This window comes from Candidatus Limnocylindrales bacterium, from assembly GCA_035571835.1.
Taxonomy (GTDB): Bacteria; Desulfobacterota; Binatia; order UBA1149; family CAITLU01; genus DATNBU01.
Genome location: DATNBU010000029.1, coordinates 295,527 through 320,186, shown reverse-complemented (window position 1 = coordinate 320,186; position 24,660 = coordinate 295,527). Strand labels below are relative to the sequence as shown.

General features: G+C 66.0%; 19 protein-coding genes. 14 read left to right on the top strand and 5 right to left on the bottom strand.

The window, feature by feature from the left end; translation table 11 throughout:
* Positions 1-47: 47 nt before the first annotated feature.
* Positions 48-1,220, bottom strand: a complete 1,173-nt coding sequence (locus VN634_13830) for an ABC transporter substrate-binding protein (protein HXC51963.1) — start codon at positions 1,218-1,220, stop codon at positions 48-50.
* Between the two features lie 177 nt (positions 1,221-1,397).
* Positions 1,398-2,081 (bottom strand): class I SAM-dependent methyltransferase, encoded by a 684-nt coding sequence (locus VN634_13825; GenBank protein HXC51962.1) that lies wholly within the window; start codon positions 2,079-2,081, stop codon positions 1,398-1,400.
* Positions 2,082-2,172: 91 nt separating this feature from the next.
* Here VN634_13825 and VN634_13820 point away from each other — a divergent pair, with 91 nt between their 5' ends.
* The 4 genes from VN634_13820 to VN634_13805 are packed head-to-tail and all read left to right on the top strand — an operon-like array spanning position 2,173 to position 5,219.
* The gene (locus tag VN634_13820; protein ID HXC51961.1) at positions 2,173-2,973 is read left to right on the top strand and encodes a PP2C family serine/threonine-protein phosphatase; all 801 of its coding nucleotides are present in this window, start codon (positions 2,173-2,175) and stop codon (positions 2,971-2,973) included.
* A 52-nt stretch (positions 2,974-3,025) separates the two neighbouring features.
* Positions 3,026-3,451 (top strand): pyridoxamine 5'-phosphate oxidase family protein, encoded by a 426-nt coding sequence (locus tag VN634_13815; protein HXC51960.1) that lies wholly within the window; start codon positions 3,026-3,028, stop codon positions 3,449-3,451.
* Positions 3,451-4,287 (top strand): SDR family oxidoreductase, encoded by an 837-nt coding sequence (locus VN634_13810; GenBank protein ID HXC51959.1) that lies wholly within the window; start codon positions 3,451-3,453, stop codon positions 4,285-4,287. Before VN634_13815 ends, VN634_13810 begins: the two co-directional genes overlap by 1 nt.
* Positions 4,284-5,219, top strand: coding sequence for a right-handed parallel beta-helix repeat-containing protein (locus tag VN634_13805; protein HXC51958.1), 936 nt, complete (start codon positions 4,284-4,286; stop codon positions 5,217-5,219). Before VN634_13810 ends, VN634_13805 begins: the two co-directional genes overlap by 4 nt.
* 140 nt (positions 5,220-5,359) lie before the next feature.
* On the opposite strand, the gene VN634_13800 is transcribed toward VN634_13805, so the two are convergent.
* From VN634_13800 to VN634_13790, 3 genes are all read right to left on the bottom strand, one after another.
* Positions 5,360-7,774 carry a hypothetical protein gene (locus VN634_13800; protein HXC51957.1) on the bottom strand — a complete coding sequence of 805 codons (2,415 nt, stop codon included), beginning with the start codon at positions 7,772-7,774 and terminating at the stop codon, positions 5,360-5,362.
* Positions 7,775-7,818: 44 nt separating this feature from the next.
* Positions 7,819-10,191, bottom strand: a complete 2,373-nt coding sequence (locus VN634_13795) for a hypothetical protein (protein HXC51956.1) — start codon at positions 10,189-10,191, stop codon at positions 7,819-7,821.
* Positions 10,192-10,574: 383 nt separating this feature from the next.
* On the bottom strand, positions 10,575-12,542 hold the full coding sequence (locus VN634_13790; protein HXC51955.1) for a protein meaA: 1,968 nt from the start codon (positions 12,540-12,542) through the stop codon (positions 10,575-10,577).
* Between the two features lie 23 nt (positions 12,543-12,565).
* On the opposite strand from VN634_13790, the gene VN634_13785 reads away from it, so the two are divergent.
* The 10 genes from VN634_13785 to VN634_13740 all read left to right on the top strand — a co-directional run bounded on the left by VN634_13785 (position 12,566) and on the right by VN634_13740 (position 24,598).
* A complete protein-coding gene (locus VN634_13785; GenBank protein HXC51954.1) occupies positions 12,566-13,540 on the top strand; it encodes a lysophospholipid acyltransferase family protein in 975 nt (324 codons plus the stop codon).
* Between the two features lie 146 nt (positions 13,541-13,686).
* The gene (locus VN634_13780) at positions 13,687-15,567 is read left to right on the top strand and encodes a 2-oxoacid:acceptor oxidoreductase subunit alpha (GenBank protein ID HXC51953.1); all 1,881 of its coding nucleotides are present in this window, start codon (positions 13,687-13,689) and stop codon (positions 15,565-15,567) included.
* 22 nt (positions 15,568-15,589) lie between these two features.
* Positions 15,590-16,621 (top strand): 2-oxoacid:ferredoxin oxidoreductase subunit beta, encoded by a 1,032-nt coding sequence (locus VN634_13775; protein HXC51952.1) that lies wholly within the window; start codon positions 15,590-15,592, stop codon positions 16,619-16,621.
* A complete protein-coding gene (locus tag VN634_13770) occupies positions 16,618-17,235 on the top strand; it encodes a CBS domain-containing protein (GenBank protein ID HXC51951.1) in 618 nt (205 codons plus the stop codon). The genes VN634_13775 and VN634_13770 overlap by 4 nt, the downstream gene beginning before the upstream one ends.
* Before the next feature lie 34 nt (positions 17,236-17,269).
* Positions 17,270-18,280, top strand: a complete 1,011-nt coding sequence (locus tag VN634_13765) for a hypothetical protein (protein HXC51950.1) — start codon at positions 17,270-17,272, stop codon at positions 18,278-18,280.
* Between the two features lie 29 nt (positions 18,281-18,309).
* Positions 18,310-19,083, top strand: coding sequence for a hypothetical protein (locus VN634_13760; GenBank protein ID HXC51949.1), 774 nt, complete (start codon positions 18,310-18,312; stop codon positions 19,081-19,083).
* Positions 19,084-19,093: 10 nt separating this feature from the next.
* Positions 19,094-20,701 carry a carboxyl transferase domain-containing protein gene (locus VN634_13755; GenBank protein ID HXC51948.1) on the top strand — a complete coding sequence of 536 codons (1,608 nt, stop codon included), beginning with the start codon at positions 19,094-19,096 and terminating at the stop codon, positions 20,699-20,701.
* Positions 20,702-21,634: 933 nt separating this feature from the next.
* The gene (locus VN634_13750; GenBank protein ID HXC51947.1) at positions 21,635-23,404 is read left to right on the top strand and encodes an acyclic terpene utilization AtuA family protein; all 1,770 of its coding nucleotides are present in this window, start codon (positions 21,635-21,637) and stop codon (positions 23,402-23,404) included.
* Between the two features lie 4 nt (positions 23,405-23,408).
* Positions 23,409-24,194 (top strand): enoyl-CoA hydratase-related protein, encoded by a 786-nt coding sequence (locus VN634_13745; protein ID HXC51946.1) that lies wholly within the window; start codon positions 23,409-23,411, stop codon positions 24,192-24,194.
* Positions 24,176-24,598 carry a response regulator gene (locus tag VN634_13740; GenBank protein ID HXC51945.1) on the top strand — a complete coding sequence of 141 codons (423 nt, stop codon included), beginning with the start codon at positions 24,176-24,178 and terminating at the stop codon, positions 24,596-24,598. The genes VN634_13745 and VN634_13740 overlap by 19 nt, the downstream gene beginning before the upstream one ends.
* Positions 24,599-24,660 lie beyond the last annotated feature (62 nt).

The window sequence follows — 24,660 nt, the reverse complement described above, 5'->3', positions numbered from 1 at the left end:
ATTCGCCTGTCTGCCGTAGATCCCCGCCTGAAGGTCTTCCGGTGCGGTCACGGGTTGGCGTTCATGACCCAGACGAACTTGCCGCCGCGGATCTGCAGCATCACGGCGCTCTTGACGGGATCGCCGGAGCCCTCGGCGAATTTCATCGTGCCAGTTACGCCCGTGTACGACGGGATTTTGGCGAGGGCATCGCGCGTTGCCTGCCGTTCGACGCGTCCGGCGCCTTTGAGCGCTTCGAAGAGCAGTCCGAATGCGTCGTAGGTAAGCGCGGCGACATCGTCCGGCGCCCGATTGTACGCTGCCGTATACGCCTGGATGAACCGGGTTGCCTCCGGCGTCGCAACGTCCGGAGCGTAGTGGTTGCAGAAGTAGAAGCCTTCGACGGCGTTGTCCGAAAGCTTGATGAGGTCCGGACTGCTCCACGCGTCGCTGCCGAGAAACGGTGCCGTCACGCCGACGCGCTTGGCCTGCTGCACGACCAGCGGAACGTCGTTGTAGTACGCCGGAAGGAACACCACGTCCGGCGCGCTCTGGTTGATCTTCGTCAGCTGCGCCGAAAAATCCTTGTCGCCGGTCGAGTATGTTTCCATTGCGACGACGGTTCCGCCGGCTTCGGTAAAGATGCTCCGGAACAGCTCGGACTGGCTCTTCGGGGCTTCCGAGGACTGGTCGTAGAGAATGGCGGCCTTGTGGGCCTTGAGGGTGTCGAGCGCGAATTTCGCCAGCACGCGCCCCTCGAAGGGATCGGTAAAACACGCTCGAAACACGTATTTCTTGGGCGCACCGGTTCGGGCATCGAGCGTGGTCTTCGGATTCGTCGACCACGGCGTGATCAGCACGAGTCTGGAGCTTTCGGCGATCTCCGCTGCCGGGATGGCTCCAAGGCTTGCGTTGGGTCCCACGATCGCGACGATCGCGGAGTCGCTGGCCAGTTTCTGGGCGGCAGCGGCCGACTGATCCGCTTTGGACGCGTTGTCCTCGACGGCCAGCTCGATGCGGTACTTTCCGTCGCCGATCTGGAGCCCGCCGGCGTCGTTGACCTCCCGGACGGCCAGCTCGGCGGCGTTTCGCGACGATGCACCGACCGCCGGCAGATCGCCCGAGAGCTCTGCGATCATCCCCACGTGGACGGTAGGGACCGTTGGTCCCTGCTGACAACCGGCCAGGATCGTCGCAACCCAGATTGCGGCAACGATGCCGGACGCCCTTTTCGCACTCATCTTCCGGTCACCTCGTGGAACGTTATTCACGGTCGCGGGTGCTTCATGCAAGCCCGGGCGGTGCATTGCACTCCCGCTTCGCACGACGCACACGGGCACGGCCGAGCGCCCGCCGGAGTGGCCCGTCATTCGAAGCGCGCGGCGGAATGGTTCTTACGGACAGAGCGCTAACAGAGTTTACGGATACAGCGCGAACAGCGCGCGCGAAGTTTCGCCGGCGAACGAGCTCTGCTGCGAGAGCTTGTCGGCGCGCGAGAAGCCGTTCTCGAGCGCAAAGCGGCGGATCCAGTCGTGGGGATCGCTGCCCATGTCGGGCATCTTCTTTGCCCACGACTCCTTGTGCTCGTCGGACTGACCCATCTCGAAGAAGCAGACCTTGCCGGTTCGCGATGCGACCAGCCGCAGGATCTTGCGCGCGTACTCGACGCCTTCCTGGTACATCATGTGATGGATCACCGACAGGAAGATCACCGCGTCGAATTTCGGCAGACCGTCGAGAAGGGTTTCGTCGACCGGCGCCATCAGGAAGCCGGCATGCTGCAGGTCCTGCAGCACCATCTGGCTCGTGCACGTGAACATGCGCCGCTGGTCGAAATCGACGCCCACGCAGAACGGCAGGCCGCCGCGGGCCGCGCGCAGCACGTAGTATCCTTCCGAGCAGCCGAGATCGACGAGGCTTTTGGCGCCGGTCGCGGCAAGCACCGGGGCGATCGCGTCCCAGCGCACCTCGCATTCGCGGACGCCGCCCGAATATCCGGAAGGCGTGACGACGGGCTGGTAGACTTCATAGCTGCGCAGGTGGAGTTGCTGCACGACGCCGGCTGCTGTGCGCAGCAGCGGCTTGATGGGTTTTCGCTTCACTCGGGATGACCTCGATCTCGCCTGGGGCGCACTTCGTGCGAAGGCCGGCGACGCTATCCGAACCCGCAGGAAGAGGCTAGCTTCCGGACACATGGACGATGACCGCGGAGTCGCGAGCCACCGCGCCGCGCGTCTGGAGCGCGGGCCGGGTTGCGGAGGTGCAACCGACATCGGGCCGGTCCGGGAGCGCAATGAGGACGCGTTCTGGATTTCCGAGGACGCGTCGGCGCTGATCGTCGCCGACGGTCTCGGCGGCCTGCCGGCCGGCGACATCGCATCGACGCTCGCCGTCGCCGCAGCATCGCAGTTTCTCGCGTCGACTGCCGCCGATCCGCCGGTCGCGAATACACCCGAGAGCATCGAAGCCGGGCTCCGCCGTACGGCGCACGAAGCCGCGGCCGAAGCCCAGCAGGTGCTCATCGAAGCGTCCGAGCGATACCCGCAGCTGCGCGGAATGGCGACGACGCTCGTCATCGTGCTCATCGACGGACTTCGGGCGACGGTGCTGCAGATCGGCGACAGCCGCGCTGCACTGTGGCGCCTCGGCCGCATGGTGCAGGAGACGATCGATCAGAATTTTGCAGGCGATATGGTTCGCGAAGGCGTACTGACGGCCGACGAGGCGCGACGACATCCGTCGCGCAACCTCGTTCGCGAAGTGGTCGGGCTGCCGGGCGGTTACCAGGCCGAATGCCACACGTGGTCGCTCGAGCCGGGCGATGTCGTGCTCGCGTTCACCGATGGAGTTTCCGAAACCGTGCCTGCCGCCGAGATCAGCAGGATTCTCGGCGAATCGTCCGACGCGGCGACGGCCGCAGTCGAGATGGTTCGGACCGCAGCCGCACTGGGCGGAAGCGACAACGCGACTGCAATCGTGCGTTACGTGACCTGACGGCCGCCGCGGGTTAGGGTCCTCGCCGGCCCGAAACAGGAGGACCGACGCAATGCCCGGAACATTGACGAAAAAGGAGCTCGGCGAGCTGCTCGCCGCGCCGGAAGTCGGCGTGCTCTGCACGGTGGACGCGGCCGGAAAGCCGGAGGGCTCGCCGATCTGGTTCGAAGCCGACGGCGACAGGATCCATGTACACGTCGGCCGCGATTCGAAGAAAGTCCGTAACATCCGCGGCAACCCCAACGTGTCGCTCACGGTCGATACGCGCGTTGCGCCGTATCGCGGCGCCATCCTTCACGGCACCGCGCGTGAGCTGCCTGCCGACGACGGCATCCGCCGCCGCACGGCCGTGCACTATCTTGGCGAGGAAACGGGCGCGGCCTATCTCGCAGCAACCGAGGACACTGCCGAAGAGTCCGTGCTACTCGAGCTCACGGTCACGAGCCGTTACACGTGGGACTACGGGAAAGGATTCTGATGAAGCTCACCGGCAAGAATATCTTCGTGACCGGCGCGGGCTCGGGGCTCGGCGCTGCCATCTGTCGCCTGTTCGCCGCCGAAGGCGCGCGCATTGCGGTCACCGATATCGATCTCGCAAGCGCCACGCGGGTCGCTGCCGAATGCGCGACGTCGACGCCGGGCTCGATCGCGATCCGCTGCGACGTCGCCAGCTCGGCGTCGGTCAAAGATGCGTTCGCGACGTTCGAAGACAAGCTCGGCGAGGTCGACGTGCTGGTCAACAACGCCGGCATCATTCACACCAATCCCGACTATCTGGACGCAGTGCAGTCGAAGGGCCAGGCCCAGCTGGCCGAGCTGATGACCGACGGCAAGGTTTCCACGCACCTCGACCTTATCGATCGCATCAGCGACGAGATGTTCGATCGCATGATGCGCATCCATGTCTACGGCACGTTCTACTGCACGCGTGAAGCGCTTCCGAGAATGCGCGGGCGAGGGCAGGGCGGACGCATCATCAACATGGGCTCGATCATGGGCACCGCGTCACTTCAGGGCGCCCCGGACTACTGCGCAGCCAAAGGTGCGATCCTCGCCTTCACACGTTCGACCGCGCGGGAGGCGGCAAGCTACGGCGTGCTGATCAATGCAATTGCACCGGGCTACATCGACACGCCGCTCTTGTCGCCGCTCGAAGAGGAGCAGAAACGGCTGATCGCCATGCAGACCCCGCTCGGGCGGCTCGGCACGGCCGACGAGATTGCCGCCGCAGCGCTGTTCCTGGCCGGACCGGATTCGACGTTCGTCACCGGCCAGGTGCTTTCGCCGAACGGCGGCATCTACATGTCGCAGTGAATCCGGGGGTCCTCGCGACTGCGCTCGTCGTCCTGCTGGCCGCGCGTCCAGCGGTTGCTGCGACGATCGACGTCACGTCGGACGCCGACGAGGGTGCCGGCACGCTGCGCGACGCCATCGAGCGCGCCAACGACGAGCCGGGATCGACGATCGAGATCCGCGGCGGGTCCGGCGTGATGATCATGCTCGAACGCGAGCTCCCGGCTCTCCGTGCGACCGGAACCGTCGTCGACGGCGGAGGCGCGACGCTGCGCGAAGGCGAGCGCTGCGAGCGCGGCGGGCGCAAGAAGGGCTGTGACGGGCTGGTCATCGCCGGCCCGCGCATCACGGTGCGCAACCTGCGCATCACGGGATTCCTGCTCGACGGCATCGCCGTCCGCGGTCCGCGAACGTCCGGAGTCCGTATCGAGGACATCCACTCGGTCGACAACCTCGACGACGGCATCGGAATCTCCGACGGAGCAGGCCCCGTCACGATCGAGCGGTCGATCCTGATGGGCAACGGTTTCCGCACCAAAGGGAAAGGGGTCCTGGTCTTTTCGGATTCGCGGGCGACGATCGTGCGGAGTGTCGCCATCGGCAATCGCGACGGCGTGACAGCCAGCCGCCGTTCGCATGCGATCCTCGAGGACGTCGTCGTCGCCGGCAACTACGACAAGGGGATCGGTGCGTCGGCAGCGAGCGTCGAAGCCACCGACGTTTTCGTGCTGGCCAACGGGCGCGATCCGGGCGAGCCCGCACCGAACGGCGACGGAGTGCGCGCCGGGCTCGACGGCGATGTCGATCTGCGCGGATCGCTCATCGCGGGAAACGGGGACGCCGGCGTTGTCGTCCTCGACCAATCATCCGCGCGCCTCGTCGATTGCCGTATCGAAGGAAATCGCGGCCGCCAGGTATCGGTTGCGCCGTCCGCGCACCTCGACAAACGCTGAACGACGTCGAACGTCGGCCCGCTCAAAAAATAACCCGGGGGCAAAGCAAGTGCGCTTTCGCGACACTCGCCTGCCCCCGGGTCGTACCCTTCGCGCCGCTCGCGGTGCGCTCGCGAAGGGTTGCCTGAACCCGGTTCTGTTTACGGACAGCCGCCCGTTCCCGGGTCGTACTCTATCGCGTGATTGCCGGCGCAGAACGCCCTGGACGCGCCCTGGTTCACGACGCGCGTCGGTCCTGGCAGTCCGGCAACCTGGTTGATCGATCCGTTCGCGGTCGGCGGCACGCAGAACGTCGCGGCTCCGACCGGGAACTCGGTGCTCGCCACGCCGTGCGCGACGATCGAGTCGAGGAAGCACTTGCGCCTGTGCGTCAGCGTGCAGTTCCCGTTGAGCGGATTGTTCGCCTGGCAGTCCGAGTTGCTGAGACAACTGAGGATGCCGGTGCCGTCGGCGCGCACCAGGCCGTCACACGTCTTGTCGTCCGGGCCCGTTGCGCACTGGGCTTCGTCGCCGCCCGGAAGGGCCTCGCAAAGCCCGCTGTTGCAGCCGTTCGGCTGCGGCGGCACGCCGGTGCTGCCGAATGTCGAGCACGTCGACGGAGCGCAGCTGCCACCATCGAAGTGCAGGCAATCGGAGTTCGTCGTGCAGGTCTTGTTGGTCTCGAGCGAGCAGCGGTGAATCGGCGTGCACGGGCCGATGTTCAGGTTCTGGCACTGGCTGTCCTGCGTGCACGCGAAGTCCGCCGCGTTCGAGCAGGAAGCGCCCGTGCAATCGGCGTTCGAGTTGCACGCTTCTTCCTCTTTCGCCGAGCAGACCAGGCATGGGCACTGGCCGCCTTCGCACGGCAGGGTCGCATTCAACACGGAGGTGCCGGTGGTCTGCGTAACGTGCAGTGCAAGGCCCTGTCCCGAGATGTTGATGCCGGGGCTCGGCATGCAGTCGAGACTGTATCCACCGCCGCCGATCGCTCCACCCGGAATGGCCGGGAACGACGGGTTGAGACCCATCACGTCGCACGACAGTCCGGTGTTGGTTCCCTTGAAGCAGATGCCGTTGCGCACTCCGTCATTGGGAACGTCGGCCGTACACGTGTTTCCTGCGCCGCAGTCGCTGTCGATGATGCAGACCTTCGTCGTGTCGTTGCTGCAGCGGCCGCCGCAGATCGGACACGGCTGGGTCGTCGTGATTCCGAGGAACACCTGCGTGCGCAGGCGGGCCCCGATGTCCGAGGATCCCGCGTCGAGGTTGACCGTTCCGGTGATGTCCTCGGCGTAGCGGTTCACGATGCATGCCGGGGTACCGGCCGACGAGAGCGGGATCGGCGCGCCGAAGTAACAATCGCAGGTCGCGCCGCCGCAATCGTCCGCGTCGGCCGCGAACGGTTCGTCACAGACGGTCCGGGTATTGTTCGAGCATCGGCACACGTTGAACGACGGGTCGACGCCGGCGATGTAACACATGCCGCACACCGGTGCCGGTCCCGGACAGACCAGCCGCGAGCGCGTGATCACGGCGCTGTCGAGGTCGGAATCGTGAGCGTGTCCCGTCCAGCCGCTGTCGAGATCCGACGGGCTCTTGCAGATCGCGGCCACCGGATCGCAGGTACGCGGTGCGGCGCATTCGGCGTTGGTCGAGCACGGGGTGTTCGAGTCCCGCGCATACAGCACGAGCTCGCCGACGTCCGGACACTGCGGATCAGGCGGCGGGAGCGTCGTGGTGGTGGTCGTCGACGTGGTGGTCGTGGTCGTCGCCAGGGTCTCCAGCGCGAAGACTCCGAGCGCGAGCTCCTGCGTCGATGTGAGGGTCTCTTCGCCGGTGCATTCGGCGATGCCGAACTGCGAATCGGCGCAGCCGTCGAGGCCGGCAAACGACGCGAGATCGCAGGCTTCGACGATCGCGTTTTCCGCATCGAACAGCGCATCTTCGGCTCTGTTGCTGGGGAACGCCTGCAGCGTGCAGTAGTCGGCCGACTCTCCGCCGGCCGCTTCCTCGAGCGCTTCGCACGCGGCCACGTCGCGAAGGACCGCATTGAACAGCTTCGAGCTGGCCTTTCCGACCGTCGTCTCGCACGCGCGAGTGGCGCCGGCGAGCGGCGTGGAAGGCGTACCGTGAATCGTCTCGCTCAGCCCTTCCACCTGATCACGCGTGATGCAGATGATGCAGTCGGCCACGTCGCCCATGCCGTCGAGCGAAGGGACGTCCGACGCGCAGTCGCCCGGGCACGAGGAATACAGCGCATCGGCCGGCGTGACGCCCGCACACTTGGCGACCACGGCGCTTTTGAACTTGGTCTGTGCCTTGGAGACGAGCAACTTGGTGTCGGCCGCCGTCAGGTCGTTGCAGTCGACGCCGGCCATGCCGGCGTTCGAATCGCGCGCGCTGTGGCAACTGCTCACCGCACGAATCGCAGCCTTTCCGAGCTTGGTGGCGTTTTTCCCGATCGCAGCGCGGCACGCGACCACGTTCGCGGGAAGAGCGGCATTCGCCACGCCGGTGGTTGCGACGACGATGGCTGCCGCAAGGGCCAGGGTGATCCGCGACGAGCGACCAGCCAAAGAACGAGTCTCTGAGTTTCTTGTCGAGTTGCTCATGACAGCCCTCACAGTCCCGCACTCTGGCAGGCGCATGTCTGAACCAGCGTCGGAGCGCAGACCAGAAGTCCCGGGCACGTTCCGCCGCAGACCGGGAACACCGCCGGGGCAGTGTTCGAAGTGCACGGAGGCAGCGGCAGCGTCACGGTCGTCGTGGTCGTGGTCGTCGTGGTAACGACACTCGGACAGGCATCGCCGTTCGGGAAGTCGTAGACCTGGTCGACGTCGCTCTGGCAGCGCACATCCGCATCGAAGTCGAGGTTGACCGTACCCGGTCCGGGCAGGCCGGCTGTCTGGTTGACCGCGATGTTCGTGGTCGCCGGGATGCAGAAGATTCCACCGGTGACCGGATTGTAGATGTCGGCGTTACCTTCGACCGTGATCGGATCGGTGAAGCAGCGCCGCAGGTCGAGTACCGAGCAGCTGCCCGCGTTCAGTGCCGAGCAGTCGGCCTGGGTCGTGCATGCGATGTAGCCGCGGCCATCCCTGTGGACGACGCCGTCGCAGTAGTGATCGACCGGTCCCGCTTCGCACAGGCCCTCGGAGCTGCAGACTCCGTCGGTGCAGGCGTTCGGCTGGATGCCGACGTCGCCGCCCGCAGTGCAGTTTCCGGCGCCTTCGGCTGCGCAGTCCGCGTTGGACGTGCAGCCGAGCTGCGAGTTGCCGGTGCAGACTCGGCACGGGCAGAGCTCGCCGGCCGGCGCGTCGCACGGCAGCGCCGCGGTCAGGCTCTGCGGCTCGCTGCTCAGGTTGAGAGCGATCTGCAGGCCCGTTCCGCTGATGTTTGTCGAGGCCGCCGGCGGGCAGTCGAAGCTCGTCGGCCCGAATGACGCGTGCTCGCCGTTGACGTCGCAGGTCTGGCCGTTCTGCAGGCCGCCGTTGCACGTACCGTCGCGCACTCCGTCGTTGGACGTCGTGTCGCCGTCACACGTCGGGCACGGCGCCGTCTGGCTGATGCCGAGGTGCACGAGCGACGACAGCTTGATCACGTCGCTGTAGGCGCCTTCGCGGAACTGGACGGTACCGCTGTAGTCCTCGCGAATCTGGTTGAGCACGCAGACCGGCGTGCCGCCCGAGGAGATCGCGAGTCCCGGTCCGAAGTAGCAGTTGCAGATCGGATTGACGCCGCCGCAGACCGGATCCGGCGCGTTGACGGCGTTGCACGGCGTGCGCGGATTGGATGCGCACCGGCAGTTGGTGGTCGGATCTCCCGCCCTGCGGTTCAGGGAGATCTGGCAGTTGTCGCAGTTACTGTCGCAGTTGATGTCGACGGCGTCGAACGATTCGTCGGGGACGTCGACGACGTGCGTCTTGCCGGTCCAGCCGGTGCTGAGCTGCGTTACCGACGACGGGTACGGGTCGCCGTAGCGTGCATTCAGATGACGAAGGACGGTGGCCGGCGCGCATGCTCCGCTGCCGACGACGCATTCGCACTGCGTTCCGGTGTTCGTGCAGAACGATCCGGCGGCACAGTCGCCTCCGCATGTCGGGAACGTCGAGCCGCATCCCGGAGCGGTCGTGGTAGTCGTAGTGGTTGTCGTCGTCGTGCTCGCGGGCTCGGGAAGCTCGTAGGCGTCCTTGATGAGCTCGGAGCCGTGAAGGTCGGTTGCGTCCTGAGCACAGGTGGCAAGCCCGTCAGCCGAGTTGCTGCAGGCGTGAAGCTTGAAGAGCTCCTCTTCCGGGATGTCGTTGCAGAGCTCGAAGACCGTATCGCCGAGTTTGGCCTGTGCGGCGAGGATTTTTCCGTCGGGGTCTGCGCCATCGCACGAATAGGCGGCTGCGCCGCCGTCGGAGTCGCTGGTGCGCTGACATTTGCGCCGCTGTCCGTAGTACGCGCGCATCAGCGAGCTCGTTCCGCGTCCGAGACCGAGCTGGCAGCGGATCACGGCATCGAGCAGCCGTTCCTGCGGGTTGCCCATCGCGTCGAATGTGGTGTCGCCGACCCCATCGTCGACGAGCGCCAGCTCGCAGCGCGCCACTTCCTCGAAGTCGTCGATGTTCTGGGTAGACCCGCCGTCGTCGACGCTCGAAGCGGGCGACGGGCACGCCGGATACTGGTCGAGAATGCCGCTGGCTCCGCTGCAGGCGCCCACGATCTTGGAGATCGCCTTGCTGCGAGCGCGCACCAGCTTGCCCAGGTTGTCGGCCTGGGAGGCCGCGTTGCAGTCGACCGAGAACGACCGGTCTCCTGAGTCACGCTCATCGTGGCATCGCGCGATCGTCGAGAAGACGAGCTTGGCGTACTTGGCCGTGCTCTTCGCGATGGTGTCGCGACAGCCGATTTCGGCCGACGTCAAAGCAAACGCCGGAGCGGCGAATACCATCGATGCGAGCACGACAGCGCCCACACCAGCGGGAAGCGAAAAACGATGATGGATCATGGGTCCCTACCTCCGGCCGCCGACGGGTATGGTCGGCCACCCCTTTTTCTGCGCCCCTGTGCCGGAGTCGGCCAGGCCCGATCTGCCTGCCGGTACACCGCCTTGAGCCTATTGACGTCCGTGTAAGCGGCCAATCGCAGGATCTGCAAGGTGTGTTCTTCTTTTTTCTACTAAACAAATGTTGGGAGGCGGCTCCCGCCGTGGAAAAGATGGCGTTTTCGCAAGGATGGAGTCGCGCAGATTTGCGGCTTACCCATCGTTCAACGCGACCGGCGGTCGGTTCGGCAGGGGGGTGCGGCGGGCGAGCGGCGGGTCCCGGATGTGGCCGAGGCCGCCCATGGGCGCGCAACTGCCCGCCACCATTGATGGTCCGAATGCGGGGGTCAGGCCGCCTGGCGCTGCTCGATCATGGCCACGATGTCGCTCATGATCCGCGTCAGCTCGAAGTTCTTCGGCGTATAGACTCCCGCCACCCCGAGATTCCTGAGCGCCCTCGCGTCATCTTCGGGGATGATTCCGCCAATGATCAGCGGGACGTCGGACATGCCGGCCTTCGACAGCTGCTCGAGCATCGCCGGCACCAAGGCCATATGCGATCCCGAAAGGATGCTGAGGCCGATCGCATCGACGTCTTCTTCCTGCGCAGTGGCGACGATCTCTTCGACGGTCAGGCGAATGCCCTGGTAGATGACGTCCATGCCGACGTCCCGGGCCCGCACGGCAATCTGCTCGGCGCCGTTGCTGTGGCCGTCCAGCCCCGGCTTGCCGACCAGGAATCGCGGCGTGTGTCCGATCCGCGAGGACAGCAGCGCGAGCCGCGAGCGCAGCTCGGAAAGATCCTCGCCCGCGGCGCTCGCCTGACCCGAGACGCCCGTCGGCGCGCGGTACTCCCCGAAGATTTCGCGCAGCCGGTCCGACCATTCGCCGGTCGTGACGCCGGCATGCGCGCAGCGGATCGACGCTTCCATCACGTTGCTGCCGGCGCGCACGGCATCGCCGAGCGCGCGCAGTGCATCGTCGGCATCCTTGGCATTGCGTGACACGCGAAACGCATGCAGGCGCTCGATCTGCTCCTGCTCGGCGCGCGGGTCGCTGCGGAAGATCGCTCCCTCGAGGTCGGCGGTCAGCGGAGATTCCTCGGTCTGTTCGAAGCAGTTGACGCCGACCACTTTCTGCTCGCCCGACTCGATACGGCGCACGCGACGCGCATTCGATTCGACCAGGCGCTGCTTGAAGTAGCTCGACTCGACGGCCTTGACGGCGCCGCCGAGCTCCTCGATGCGCGCGAGCTCCTCACGGGCTTCGGCGAGAAGCTCGTCGACCTTGCGCTGGATGACGGCTGATCCGTTGAAGATGTCCTCGTACTCGAGGATGTCGGTTTCGTACGCCATGATCTGCTGTGTGCGCAGCGACCACTGCTGGTCCCACGGCCGCGGCAGGCCGAGCGCTTCGTTCCACGCGGGAAGCTGCACCGCGCGGGCGCGTGCATCGCGCGAAAGCACGACGCCGAGCATTTCGAGCGCGATACGGATCGCGTTGTTCTCGGGCTGCTGTTCGGTAAGACCGAGCGAGTTGACCTGCACGCCGTAACGGAAACGCCGCAGCTTCGGATCCTTGATGCCGTAGCGCTTCGCCCCGATCTCGTCCCACGCGGTCGTGAACGCGCGCATCTTGCAGATCTCTTCGATGAACCGGATGCTCGCGTTGACGAAGAACGAGATGCGCGTGAACACCTGGCCCATCGCATCCACGTCGAGCCCGCGCGAATGCACCTCGTCGAGAACCGCCTGCGCGTTGGCGAGCGTGAACGCCAGCTCTTCGACCGGCGTCGCGCCGGCTTCCTGCAGATGGTAGCTGCAGATGTTGATGGGGTTCCACTTGGGAATCTCGCTCACCGTGTACGAGATGATGTCGGCGGCAAGGCGCATCGACGGCGCCGGCGGAAATACGTAGGTCCCGCGCGACAGATATTCCTTGATGATGTCGTTCTGGATGGTGCCCTGCAGCACCGCGGGCTTTACGCCCTGGCGGTCGGCGACCGCCACATAGAGAGCGAGCAGCCATGCTCCGGTCGCATTGATCGTCATCGACGTGTTCATGCGATCGAGAGGGATCCCGTCGAACAGCGTCTGCATGTCGCTGATGTTGCCGATCGGAACGCCGACCTTGCCGACTTCGCCCCTCGCCAGCGGGTGATCGCTGTCGTAACCGGTCTGGGTCGGCAGATCGAAGGCCACGCTCAGCCCGGTCTGGCCCTTGGCGAGGTTCGCGCGATAAAGCGCATTGGATACCTTGGCCGAGCTGTAACCGGAGTATGTGCGGATGATCCAGGGCTGGTCGCGCTTTTCCATGGCGGGTGACAAGTAGCAGTAGAGTGGAAGTGGCTCAATGGCAGGACAAGGCCCTTTGCGGCCCCGGTAGCCCCGACCCGCGGACGACCCTGCGCAAGGTCACGGATCGCGCGGCCTATCAGGCATTGCGCGGCGTGTGGTCGGTTCTGGAGTCGGCATCGCTGGCCCGCGCACGCGGCGGCCTCGAACGCCTCGCGGATCTGTTCGCGCGCGCCGACCGCAATCACCGCCGGGTCGTCGAGGAAAATCTCGAGATCGCGTTTCCATCGATGGACACTGTCGTGCGCGACTCGGTGGTGCGTGCGACGTTCCAGAACTGGGGACGCATCATCGCCGAAATCGCCCACTGCGACGACGTGCTCGACGCCGCCAGGCTCGATCCGGACTGGACGTCGCTGCGCGCCGCGGTCGCCGAAGGACGCGCATCCGGGCGCGGGCTTCTGCTGCTGACGGCGCACATCGGCAATTTCGAGCTGCTGGCGCGGATCTTCGGCAGCCTGGTTGCGCCGGTGGCGGTGTTTCATCGCTCGCTCGGCGTCGCCGAGATCGACCGGTTCGTGCTGAGCGAGCGCGAGCGCTGCGGGGTCACGACCCTCGGGCGCGGCGGCAGCGTCCGCGATGCGCTCAGGATCCTGGCCGGCGGCGGCTGCGTCGCCGTGCCGCTCGACCAGAACCAGCGCGACGGACGGGGCATTTTCATCGACGTCCTCGGCCATCCGGCGTGCACGTCGACCATGCTCGCGCGGCTCAGCCTGGCCACGGGCGCGCCGGTGCTGCCGGTATTCTCGGTGTGGCAGGGCGACCGCACGTCGCCCGTGCTCTGCGAGCTCATTTCGCCGCCGGAAGGCCGCCTTGGCGGCGGTGAGCGCGAGTCGGCGCTCCGGGACCTGACGGAGCGATATGGCCGCGAGGTCGACCGCGTCGTCCGCCGCTTTCCGCACCAGTGGAACTGGGCACACCGGCGGTGGAAAACGCGCCCGCGCCCGTCCACGGCCTGACGGCCCCCGCGCTCGCGGGGTGAAATAAGGGCGGCTGCTCGACCCTGCAGAGAATCATTGTTCCCGCTCATTTCTCTGCGTAGAATCCGGGCGCTTGTCTGCCGGCAGGGCCAGCCGGTACCGCTGCGGACAACAAGGAGTTTTTCATGTCCCAAGCCTCGAGCGTCCCGCCGAAGGCCGTCGAGACCGTCAGCACCGTCGTCATCCGATTCGCCGGAGATTCCGGCGACGGCATGCAGGTGACCGGCACAAAGTTCAGCACCGAATCGGCCCTGGCAGGCAACGACATCGCGACGCTACCGGACTTTCCCGCCGAGATCCGAGCACCTGCGGGAACTCTCGCCGGCGTCAGCGGCTTCCAGCTGAATTTCTCGAGCAAGACCGTCTACACGCCCGGCGACCAGCCCGACGTGCTGGTCGCGATGAATCCGGCCGCCCTCAAGGTGAACGTCGCCGATCTTCGCGACGGCGGCACGCTGATCATCGACGGAGACGCATTCACCAAGTCCAACCTCGTCAAGGCCGGCTACGCAGAGCATCCCGGCAAGACCGCGGAGCTTACGCGCTGGCATGTCGTCGATATCCCGATGACCAAGCTGACGACGCAGGCGGTTGCCGACATGGACCTGCCGACGCGTTCGGTGGTGCGTTGCCGCAACTTCTTCGCGCTCGGCCTGTGCAGCTGGCTCTACAACCGGCCGACCGAGGAGACGCTGCGCTGGATCGCCGCGCGCTTCCGCAAGAATCCCGCACTCGTCGAAGCCAACACGCGCGTGTTCAAGGCGGGCTGGAACTTCGGCGAAACGACCGAGCTCTTCGTTACGCGCTATGAAGTCGGTCCCGCGAAGATCGCGCCCGGACTCTACACCAGCATCACCGGCAACCAGGCGACGGCGTGGGGTCTGATGACGGCCGCTTCGCGTGCCGGAGTCCAGCTGTTCTACGGCTCGTACCCGATCACGCCGGCGAGCGACATCCTGCACGAGCTTGCTGCGCAGAAGCATTTCGGCGTCGTCACGTTCCAGGCCGAAGACGAGATCGCGGCGGTGACCGCGGCAATCGGTGCATCGTTCGGCGGATCGATCGGCATCACCGCGTCGAGCGGCCCGGGCATCGCGCTCAAGACCGAGGCCATCGGGCTGGCCGTCATGACCGAGCTTCCGCTTGTCATCGTCAATGTGCAGCGTGGCGGTCCGAGCACGGGGCTGCCGACCAAGACCGAACAGGCCGATCTCCTGCAGGCCGTCTACGGCCGTAACGGCGAATGCCCGGTTCCGGTGATTGCGGCGTCGACGCCGACCGACTGTTTCTATGCGGCGATCGAAGCCGTTCGCACCGCCATTCGCCACATGACGCCGGTGATCCTGTTGACGGACGGATATCTCGCCAACGGCTCGCAACCGTGGCGCCTGCCGAACTATTCCGACATCGAAGAAGAGCCGGCCAAGTTCTGGACGAACACGATCGGGTTCCAGCCGTACCTGCGTGACGAGGACACGCTGGCGCGTCCGTGGGTGCGACCCGGAACGCCGGCGCTCGAGCACCGCATTGGCGGCATCGAGAAAGACTACGAGAGCGGCGACATCAGCTACTCGCCGGCCAACCATGAGCGCATGGTGCGCGTGCGCGCCGAGAAGGTCGCCCGCATCGCCGATACGCTGCCGCCGATCAAAGTCTCAGGAAGCGAGCTTGGAGAGGCCGTCGTGGTCGGCTGGGGCTCGACCTTCGGCGCGATCGAAGAAGCCGTCGGGCGCCTGAACGCCGAAGGAATGGCGGTCGGTCACGTGCATCTGCGCTGGATCAATCCGCTGCCGAAAGATCTCGGGCGTGTGCTCAAGCGATTCCGCACGGTGATCGTGCCGGAGATGAACATGGGCCAGCTCGTACGGATGATCCGCGACTACACGCTCATCGACGCCATTCCGGTCAACAAGATCAAAGGGCAGCCGTTTACTGCTGCAGAGCTGACCGACTGGATTCGCACCATCATCGTCGAGCGTCACGGCGCCGAACAGGACCGCGCGTAACGAAGGTCAGGGAATACATACCATGAGCACTGCCGAAGCCCCGAGCGCAACACCGCCTTCCCGCAAAGACTTCGCGACCGACCAGGATGTACGCTGGTGCCCGGGTTGCGGGGACTACGCCATTCTCTCGCAGGTGCAGAAAGTGATGCCCGAGCTCGGCATCCCGCGCGAGAACATCGTGTTCGTCTCGGGAATCGGCTGCTCGAGCCGCTTTCCGTACTACATGAACACGTACGGCTTCCACAGCATCCACGGACGCGCGCCGGCGATCGCGACCGGCCTCAAGCTCGCGCGTCCGGATCTGTCGGTGTGGATGGTTACCGGTGACGGCGACGGTCTTTCGATCGGCGGCAATCACCTGATCCACATTCTTCGCCGCAACGTCGACCTGAACATCCTGTTGTTCAACAACGAGATCTACGGATTGACCAAGGGTCAGTTCTCGCCGACTTCGCGCGTCGGGCAGGTGACCAAGTCGAGTCCGCTCGGCGTCGTCGATCCGCCGTTCGATCCGGCGGCGCTCGCGCTCGGCGCCGGGGCCACGTTCATCGCGCGCACGGTCGACGTCGAGGCCAAGCACCTTCAGACGATGCTGCACCGGGCCGCCAGCCACAAGGGAACGTCGTTCATCGAGATCATCCAGAACTGTCCGGTCTTCAACGACGGCGCGTTCGACGCCGTCACCGACAAGACGATGAAGGAAGACAACCGGGTTCTCGTCGAGCACGGAAAGCCGCTGCTGTTCGGCGCCGACCGGCGCCGCGGCATCCGGCTGCGCGCGGATTTTTCGTTCGAGGTGGTCTCGCTCGACAACGTCGACATCTCCGAGATTGCGGTGCACGACGAGACCAATCCGGTCCTTACGCAGCTGCTCGCGCGCATGGGCAAAGACGGCACGCCGCTGCCACTCGGCGTCCTGCGCTGCGTCGATGGGCCGTCGCATCCGATCTACGAAGAGTCCGTGCACGCCCAGATCGACGATGCCCGCAAGAGCAAGGGCGGAGGGGATTTCGACAAGCTCTATCGCAGCGGCGAAACGTGGACGGTCGCATGAGCACGAACACTCCGAATCCACCGAATGCGCCGATGATGCCCGGAGATCCGCCCGATCCCGTCGCCGACGAAGTCGACGAGAGCGTTGCGGGTTTCATCCAGAAGACGATCGCCGAATACGAAGAGACCGGCACCGACAAGTCTTCGTTCAACGAGAAGGTCCTGACGCGCCCGCTGGCCGTGCTGCCTCCGAGCGAGCCCGTGCTGATCGAATCGCCCGCGTCGGTTCTCGAAGCCGTGCATCTGATGCGTGACCGCCACGCCGGATGCGTGCTCATCGTCCGTGCCGGCAAGCTCAAGGGAATCTTCACGGACCGTGACGTGGTCGCGCGTGTGGTTGCCGCCGGTCTCGATCCTTCGAAGATCGCCGTGCGCCGCGTGATGACTGCAGATCCTGAAACGCTGCGACCGACCGACTCGATCGCATTCGCGCTCAACCTGATGAGCCTCGGTGGCTACAGGCACATTCCCTTGGTAGACAAATCGGGCACACCGGTCGGGACGGTGTCCGTAAAGGACATTGTCGGTTACCTCGTCGGATTCTTCCCGAAGAGTGTGATCAATCTCCCGCCTGCGCCACGGGCAAACTACGCGCGACAGCGCGAAGGCGCCTGAAGTCGGCAGGCCGGCCGGACTGCGGACCGCCGGAATGACCGAAACCAAACACGACACCGATCTGGCCGGAAGCACCGAGCGCCTGCTCGAAGCGCTGCGGCATGCGGCGACCGATCTCGGCGGTTCGGACGCGCTCTCGGAGCTCGGCGATCGGGCACGCGGCATCGTCGCCGACCTTGCAAAGAGCGCGCGGCGCGGCGTCGATACCATGCGGCCCGCCCAGCGCGCGGCGCAGCCGTCCCGCCCGGACGCAGCAGCCCCTGACGCGGACGCCGCAATGGCCGGGCGCAGCGAAGATCTCCCGCGACGCATCCTCGAGCTTCGTGCGTGCGTCGGCGAGGTCGCCGATGTGCTCGAAGCCACCGTCGAGCGCCTGGAAACCATTGAGGCCCAGCTCGGCGATGCGGATCTGTCCGTCGAACAGACGCTGCGCGACAGCATCGAGCGATGCGAGCGCGTGCTGATGGGCATCGAGCATCGCGTCGGTGCGGAGGTCCGCCTTGCGGGCGCCGGGGAGGGCACGGATCAGCGCGATGAAACTCCGCGCGCGAGCGGCTGCATCGATGGCGGCGCATCGGCGGCGCAGCGCGGCGATCGCATGCCGACCGTCCTCGTCGTCGCCGAGCACAGTCGCCGCCGAGCCGAGCTCTGCATCGCGCTCGAGAAACAGGGGCTGCGGACGCTCGCGGCGACCAATCTGAAGGTCGCGCTCGACGTCGCTGCGCGCCGCAAACCCGACGGCGCGCTCGTCGTGCTCGACGGTCCCCGCGAATCCTCGGCGTTTCTGCTCGAAGAGTGGAAGGACTGCGAAGACAGCGGCAGACTGCCGGCGGCCGCGATTCTTGATGCCGGAGACGAATACCGGACGGGCGAAAGCGTCTCGACGCAGGGCGACGGGGTCTCGACGCAGGGCGACGGCGTCTCGACGCGCGGCGACCGCGTCTCGACGCGCGGATGGATGTCCGTCAAGCAGGAACACGGCGCGGCGGCGATGGCTGCGCAATTGAAAACGCTCATGCGGCAGACGGGCGAATCCGGTTCGTGAACGCCGCAGAGCTCAAAGGACAACGACGTATGCTCGCAATCGAAAAGAAATCCCTTATCGGAACTCGTGCATGGATGCTCGCGCTCGGCGTGCTTTCGGGCATGGCCCTGCTGCCTCGACCGTCGAGCGCGCAGGAGATGCTGCAGCTCGTCGTGCCGTCCAAGGAGTACACACTCGGGCACTTCAAGTACCAGCCGCCGCAAGCGGACGGCTGGCGGCAGATGTCGGTCAGCCCGGACACGCTGTCGCTCGTCTACGCCGAGAAGAAGTCCGCGGAGGACGATGCCGCGATCAACACGCTGTTCGGAGCCGCATTCGAAGCGCACGACATCCCGGACGGTGTCAAGATCGAGAGCGCGCAGTCGCTGGGCGAGCTCAGCCGCAAGCAGATCTCCGACCAGCGCAAGGACGACGTGGTCTCGGCCGATCCCGTGCAGGCGGTCAGCTCGGTGCCGGACATGTACACGTACCGGCTGCTCGTCCACTCTCCGATCAAAGGCGATCCGGACGGATACGAGGTCTACTTCGTGCTGACGTCGCCGGACCGCAAGCAGTACCTCGTGATCCAGGGCATCACCAAGTCGCAGAAGTACCAGGACGAGCTCTACTACAATCAGTTCTACGGGTCGTTGACGTCGCTCAAGTACGATCGGTCCATCGGCGCCGATGTCCCTGCACCGGCGCCTGCATCACCGCCCGCTGTCGCACCATCGGCGGCTCCTGCATCACCGCCGCCTGCTGCGGCAACGCCGCCCGCGCCGGCAACGGCACCTGCTCCGGCAACGCCGCCGGCCGCGCACTGAACCGCAGTCGATGCAGCGACTGATTTCGCAGGTGCGCACTTCCGCGCCGGAGTTCGCCGAAAACCTGCGCGTGAACGAGGCGCTCGCGGCGGAGCTTCGTGCAAAGCTCGCACAGGTTCGAATCGGCGGCACCGAGAAGGCGCGCCAGCGCCATCTGTCGCGCGGAAAGCTGCTGCCGCGCGACCGCGTCGAGGGCCTGCTCGATCCCGGATCGCCGTTTCTCGAGTTGTCGCCGCTCGCTGCGTGGGAGATGTACGGAAGCGAAGCCCCGGCGGCCGGCTGCATCACCGGCATCGGTCGCATCCGCGGACGTCTGGCCATGGTCATCTGCAGCGACGCGACCGTCAAAGGCGGCACGGTCTATCCGATGACCGTCAAGAAGCAGATCCGCGCGCAGACGATCGCGCTCGAGAACCGCATCGCCACCGTCTACCTCGTCGATTCCGGCGGTGCGTTCCTGCCGCTTCAGGCCGAGATCTTTCCCGACGCGCACAACGGCGGGCGCGGCTTTTACCTGCAGTCGCGCATGTCGGCGGCGGGAATTCCGCAGGTCGCGGTCGTGATGGGCTCGTGCACCGCGGGAGGCGCGTACACGCCGGCGATGTGCGACGAGAACATCATCGTCGGCAATCAGGGCACGATCTTTCTCGGCGGGCCGCCGCTCGTCAAAGCGGCAACCGGTGAAGAGGTCACTGCCGAAGAGCTCGGCGGCGGCGACGTCCATACGCGGATTTCCGGCGTCGCCGATCATCTCGCCGCCAACGACCGCGACGGTCTCGCGATCGCGCGCGACGTGTTCGAGAACCTCGTCATGGGCGCAGGCGGCCCGCTCGAGCGCGAAGCGTCCGAGGAGCCGCACTACGATCCGGCCGAGCTCTACGGAATCATCCCGAAGGACACGCGCACGCCGTACGACTGCCGCGAGGTCATCGCGCGCCTCGTCGACGGCAGCCGCTTCCACGAATTCAAGCAGCGCTACGGCACGACGATCGTCACCGGCTTCGCGCGGCTCTACGGCAGGACGATCGGGATCATCGCGAACAACGGCGTGATCTTCTCGGAGGCGGCGCTCAAGGCGACGCACTTCATCGAGCTGTGCTGCCAGCGGCGCACGCCGATCCTGTTCCTGCAGAACATCACCGGCTTCATGGTCGGACGGCGCTACGAGCACGGCGGCATCACCAAGGACGGCGCGAAGATGGTCCACGCGGTCGCCAATGCCGAGGTGCCGAAGCTGACGGTGATCATCGGCGCATCGCATGGCGCCGGGAACTACGCGATGTGCGGCCGCGCCTACAGTCCGCGGTTCCTGTTCATGTGGCCGAACTCGCGCATCTCGGTCATGGGCGGAGAGCAGGCGGCGAGCACGCTGGTGCAGGTCAAGAAGGCGCAGCTTGCGACCGAAGGTCAGGAGCTCGACCCGGCATTCGAGAAGGCGATGCACGACCAGGTGGTCTCGACGTACGAGGCCGAAGGCAGCCCGTGGTACAGCACGGCGCGCCTCTGGGACGACGGCGTCATCGATCCGCTCGACACGCGCGCGGCGCTCGGGCTTGCGCTCGAAGCGGCGCTTCAGGCGCCCGTGCAGGCTACTCGCAACGGCGTGTTTCGCATGTGACCTTTCTCGCTCATGCGATCGGTGTGTGCGTTGCGTTGGTATCGGGCCGACGGGGGCAGTGCCGCGTCGGCGGGTTCTCGCCTTCGCACCTCTCCACCACGTCCGCCCCGCCACGCTACGGCTCGATAGGCTCGCCGCGCTCCGCTCCGCCACCGCACCGCGCCCCTCGCTTGTCTGCGCCAGCCGCCTCTGCGGCACCGCCCCCGCCGGCCCTCCAGGAACACGCCGGCAACAGGACCATGCCGTTCCTGCGACGCCGACGGTGAGACCGTGCCGATCTTGCGACGCTGGCGATGGAACTGTGCCGATCCTGCAATGCTCCAATGCTTGCGTCTACGCCAACCGAACGTCCGTGGGGCTCCAGTATCGAAGTGCGCCGGCGATTGTGCTTCGCAATTCTCTTCGTTGTAGAAGCGCCAGAATTGTCCACACTGGAAGTTTCGCGAGATGCACCGGGTCCCGGCGATCATCGTAGGGAGAGTCTGCGTCGGAGGGCGAGGGTCGGTTCGGCGATTTTCTTCATCATCGCCGTGCCAGGTGACTACGGAACGTGAGCGCGTCGAAGCAGCATGATCGAATCGCATTCTCGCAACCTGCCGGCTCCAACTATGGGCTGTGGTGGTCGATTGGGCACACTGGGCGCGTCTCTGCGTCTTCGCATGTCCGCTTTTCCGGAAGATCGCACGGCAAACGTTCTCCTGGAGGGCCGGCGAGGGGCTGTGCCATGGCGGCGGCTGGCGCAGCCAAGCGAGGGGCGGGGAGCGGCGGTGGAGAGGAGCGCGGCGAGCCTATCGAGCCGAAGCGTGGCGGGGCGCGCGGCGGTGGAGCGGTGCGAAGGCGAGAACCCGCCGACAGGGCATGGCCCCTTGCCGGGCCGATAAAAACGCCACGCACTGACGCCGACAAGAGGACGAGAGTGGAGATGACGGAAGCATGAAAGACAAGATCATCATCGCGAACGCGAGCGGCTACTGGGGCGACGAAGGTGCTGCGATCGCGCGCCAGGTGCGCGGTGGTCCGATCGACTACCTGACGATGGACTACCTGGCCGAGATCACGATGATCATCCTCGCCAGGCAGAAAGCCGAGAGCGAGCAGGCCGGCTACGCGCGCGACTTCGTGGCGTACCTGCGGCCGCTGATGCGCGAGATTGCCGAGAAGGGAATCACCGTCATCGCGAACGCCGGCGGCATCAATCCGGGTGCCTGTGCGCGCGCTCTCGACGCCGCCGCGAACGACGCCGGCGTCAAGCTTCCGGTCGCGATCGTCGACGGCGACGACCTGCAGCTGCGTCTCGGCGACCTCGCAGCGGCGGGCTGCAAGTTTCCGCACCTCGATACCGGCGAGCCGATCGGAGAGCGCCTCGCAAAGGTCAACTCGGCGAACGCGTACATCGGGGCAAGACCGATAGCCGCGGCGCTCGCGAAAGGCGCGCGCATCGTCGTCACCGGCCGCACGTATGATGCCGCGTCGGTTCTCGCGCCGATGGTGCACGAGTTCGGCTGGAGCTGGGAAGATTACGACAAGCTCGCGTCCGGTCTTCTTGCCGGTCATCTGATCGAGTGCGGCGCGCAGGTGACAGGCGGCAACTACACGCGCTGGGAAGAAGTGCGCTCGTTCGAGAATTTCGGCTATCCGCTCGTCGAATGCTCGCCGGACGGAAGCTTCGTACTGACCAAGCATCCGGACACCGGTGGTCTCGTCAGCCGTCGCACCGCATCCGAGCAGGTCCTGTATGAGATCGGCGATCCGCGATTTTACGCGTCGACCGATGTCGTCGCCGATTTCACGTCGTTCGCAATGGAAGACGAAGGAAATGACCGCGTTCGGATTTCCGGCGTGCGCGGGCGAATGCCGACCGATACGCTCAAGGTTTCGATGACGTACGAAGCCGGGATGAAAGCCCAGGCGATCGTCGTCGTCAGCGGCCCCGAATCGGTGCGCAAGGCGCGCCGCTTTGCCGACATCTTCTGGAGCCGCGTGAAGGGCAGCTTCGAGGAAACGCGCACCGAATACATCGGCTACAACGCGTGCTGGGGAGAGTCGGCGGCGCCGGCGGTGGTGCCGAACGAGGTCGCGCTGCGCTTCGGCTGCCGCTCGTTCGACAAGAAGTCGATGGAATCTTTCGCACGCGAGCTCGCGGGCATTGCGCTGTCCGGTCCGCCCGGGATCTGCGGAGCGGGAGGGCGACCGTCGCCGCAGCCGGCATACGGATACTGGCCGGCGCTCATCCCGCGGCGGCTGGTTACGCAGCGGCTGTTTTTCGATGGCGCGTCCGAAGACTTTCCGTGCGACAGTGGGCCGGGCGGGCCGATCGAACGTCCGGAGGAAGGACCCGTGCCCGAAGCTGCTCCTGGCCGTCGCGTTCGCGTGCCGCTCGGAAAAGTCGCGCATGCGCGCTCCGGCGACAAAGGCGACGTCTGCAACATCGGCGTGATTGCGCTCAAGAGAGAATTCTATCCCGAGCTGGTGCGCGAGCTTACCGCCGAGCGCGTCGCGCAGTTCTACAAATCGCTCGCCCGGGGCAAGGTCTCGCGTTACCGGCTCGACAACCTGGGCGCGATGAACTTTACGATGCAGCAGGCGCTCGGAGGCGGAGGCACGCTGTCGCTGCAGCTCGACAACCAGGGCAAGACCGCGTCGCAGGGGCTGCTGACGATGGAGATCGAAGTGGCCGAGGATCTGCTGGACGGTGTGGAATGAGCGTATGAGCACGACGATCCTCACCTCGATCAAGGACAGCCTCGGCTGGATCACGCTCAACCGGCCCGAAGTGCGAAACGCGCTGAGCAGCGAGCTCATGGAAGAAGTCGGCGATGCGATCGCGGCGTTCGAATCGGACCCGTCGGTGCGCGCTCTCGTCATTGCAGGCGAGGGTCCGGCATTCTGCGCGGGCGCCGACCTTCGCAGCATGCGGAGCTCGCGCGACTCGTCCGACGACGCGAACCGCAGCGATGCGCATCGCATGGGCGGCCTGTTCCATCGCATCGCATCGTGTGCGAAGCCGGTGCTCGCGCGCGTGCACGGGCCGGCGATCGGCGGTGGGGTAGGGCTGATGGCGGCCTGCGACATCGTCGTCGCTGCCGAGAGCACGCGCTTTCAATTCTCCGAAGTCCGTCTCGGCATCGTGCCGGCGGTGATCTCGCCGTTCTGCATCCGAAGGCTCGGCCGCGTGACCGCCAAGCGCCTGTTCCTGACCGGCGAGCCGATCGATGCAAAGACCGCGCGCGAGCATGGACTGGTCGACGTCGTCGCGCCGGACGCGGCGCTCGACGAAGCCGTCACCCGCATTACCGGGGATCTTGCCAAGGCCGGTCCGAATGCGCTCATCGCGGCCAAGGCACTCGTCGATACGGTGTGCGGGCTCGATGGCGACGCGGCGCTGCGTTACACCGCCGACCTGATTGCGCGGCTTCGCGTATCCGACGAAGCCGTCGAAGGCATGACCGCGTTTCTCGAAAAGCGTCCGGCCGCGTGGGTACCGCAAAAATGACCGCGCGCTTCCGCAACTCGCACCTTCGCGACTGCGTCGTGCTCGTCGATGACGAGGCGAACATCCGCGAGACCGTCGCGTTCATCCTCGACGCCGAAGGCGTCGAAGTAGCGACCGCGTCCGACGGCATCGAAGGCCTCGCCGCCGTGCGCCGACTGCGGCCGAAAGTCGTGCTGCTGGATGTGATGATGCCGAAAATGGACGGCTACGAAGTCTGCAGGGCCATCCGCCAGGACGCGAACCTGATGGGCATGTACGTGATCATCCTGACCGCCAAGGGCCAGCGCTCCGACGAACAGCGCGCCTTCGAAACCGGCGCCGACCTCTACATGTCCAAACCTTTCGACGACGAAGTCGTCCTCAAAGTAATCGGCGAAGTCTTCGCCGGCATCCCGGTATCCTGAAACCGGTCTCATCGCCCGGCTTGCGACCGAGCGAGGGCAACGAGGAGCGACGGGAGCCACGC

Coding starts and splice junctions, on each gene's coding strand:
- VN634_13830 (HXC51963.1), bottom strand. CDS start 1,220: ATGAGTGCGAAAAGGGCGTCCGGCATCGTTGCCGCAATCTGGGTTGCG.
- VN634_13820 (HXC51961.1), top strand. CDS start 2,173: ATGGACGATGACCGCGGAGTCGCGAGCCACCGCGCCGCGCGTCTGGAG.
- VN634_13815 (HXC51960.1), top strand. CDS start 3,026: ATGCCCGGAACATTGACGAAAAAGGAGCTCGGCGAGCTGCTCGCCGCG.
- VN634_13810 (HXC51959.1), top strand. CDS start 3,451: ATGAAGCTCACCGGCAAGAATATCTTCGTGACCGGCGCGGGCTCGGGG.
- VN634_13795 (HXC51956.1), bottom strand. CDS start 10,191: ATGATCCATCATCGTTTTTCGCTTCCCGCTGGTGTGGGCGCTGTCGTG.
- VN634_13790 (HXC51955.1), bottom strand. CDS start 12,542: ATGGAAAAGCGCGACCAGCCCTGGATCATCCGCACATACTCCGGTTAC.
- VN634_13780 (HXC51953.1), top strand. CDS start 13,687: ATGTCCCAAGCCTCGAGCGTCCCGCCGAAGGCCGTCGAGACCGTCAGC.
- VN634_13775 (HXC51952.1), top strand. CDS start 15,590: ATGAGCACTGCCGAAGCCCCGAGCGCAACACCGCCTTCCCGCAAAGAC.
- VN634_13770 (HXC51951.1), top strand. CDS start 16,618: ATGAGCACGAACACTCCGAATCCACCGAATGCGCCGATGATGCCCGGA.
- VN634_13765 (HXC51950.1), top strand. CDS start 17,270: ATGACCGAAACCAAACACGACACCGATCTGGCCGGAAGCACCGAGCGC.
- VN634_13760 (HXC51949.1), top strand. CDS start 18,310: ATGCTCGCAATCGAAAAGAAATCCCTTATCGGAACTCGTGCATGGATG.
- VN634_13755 (HXC51948.1), top strand. CDS start 19,094: ATGCAGCGACTGATTTCGCAGGTGCGCACTTCCGCGCCGGAGTTCGCC.
- VN634_13750 (HXC51947.1), top strand. CDS start 21,635: ATGAAAGACAAGATCATCATCGCGAACGCGAGCGGCTACTGGGGCGAC.
- VN634_13745 (HXC51946.1), top strand. CDS start 23,409: ATGAGCACGACGATCCTCACCTCGATCAAGGACAGCCTCGGCTGGATC.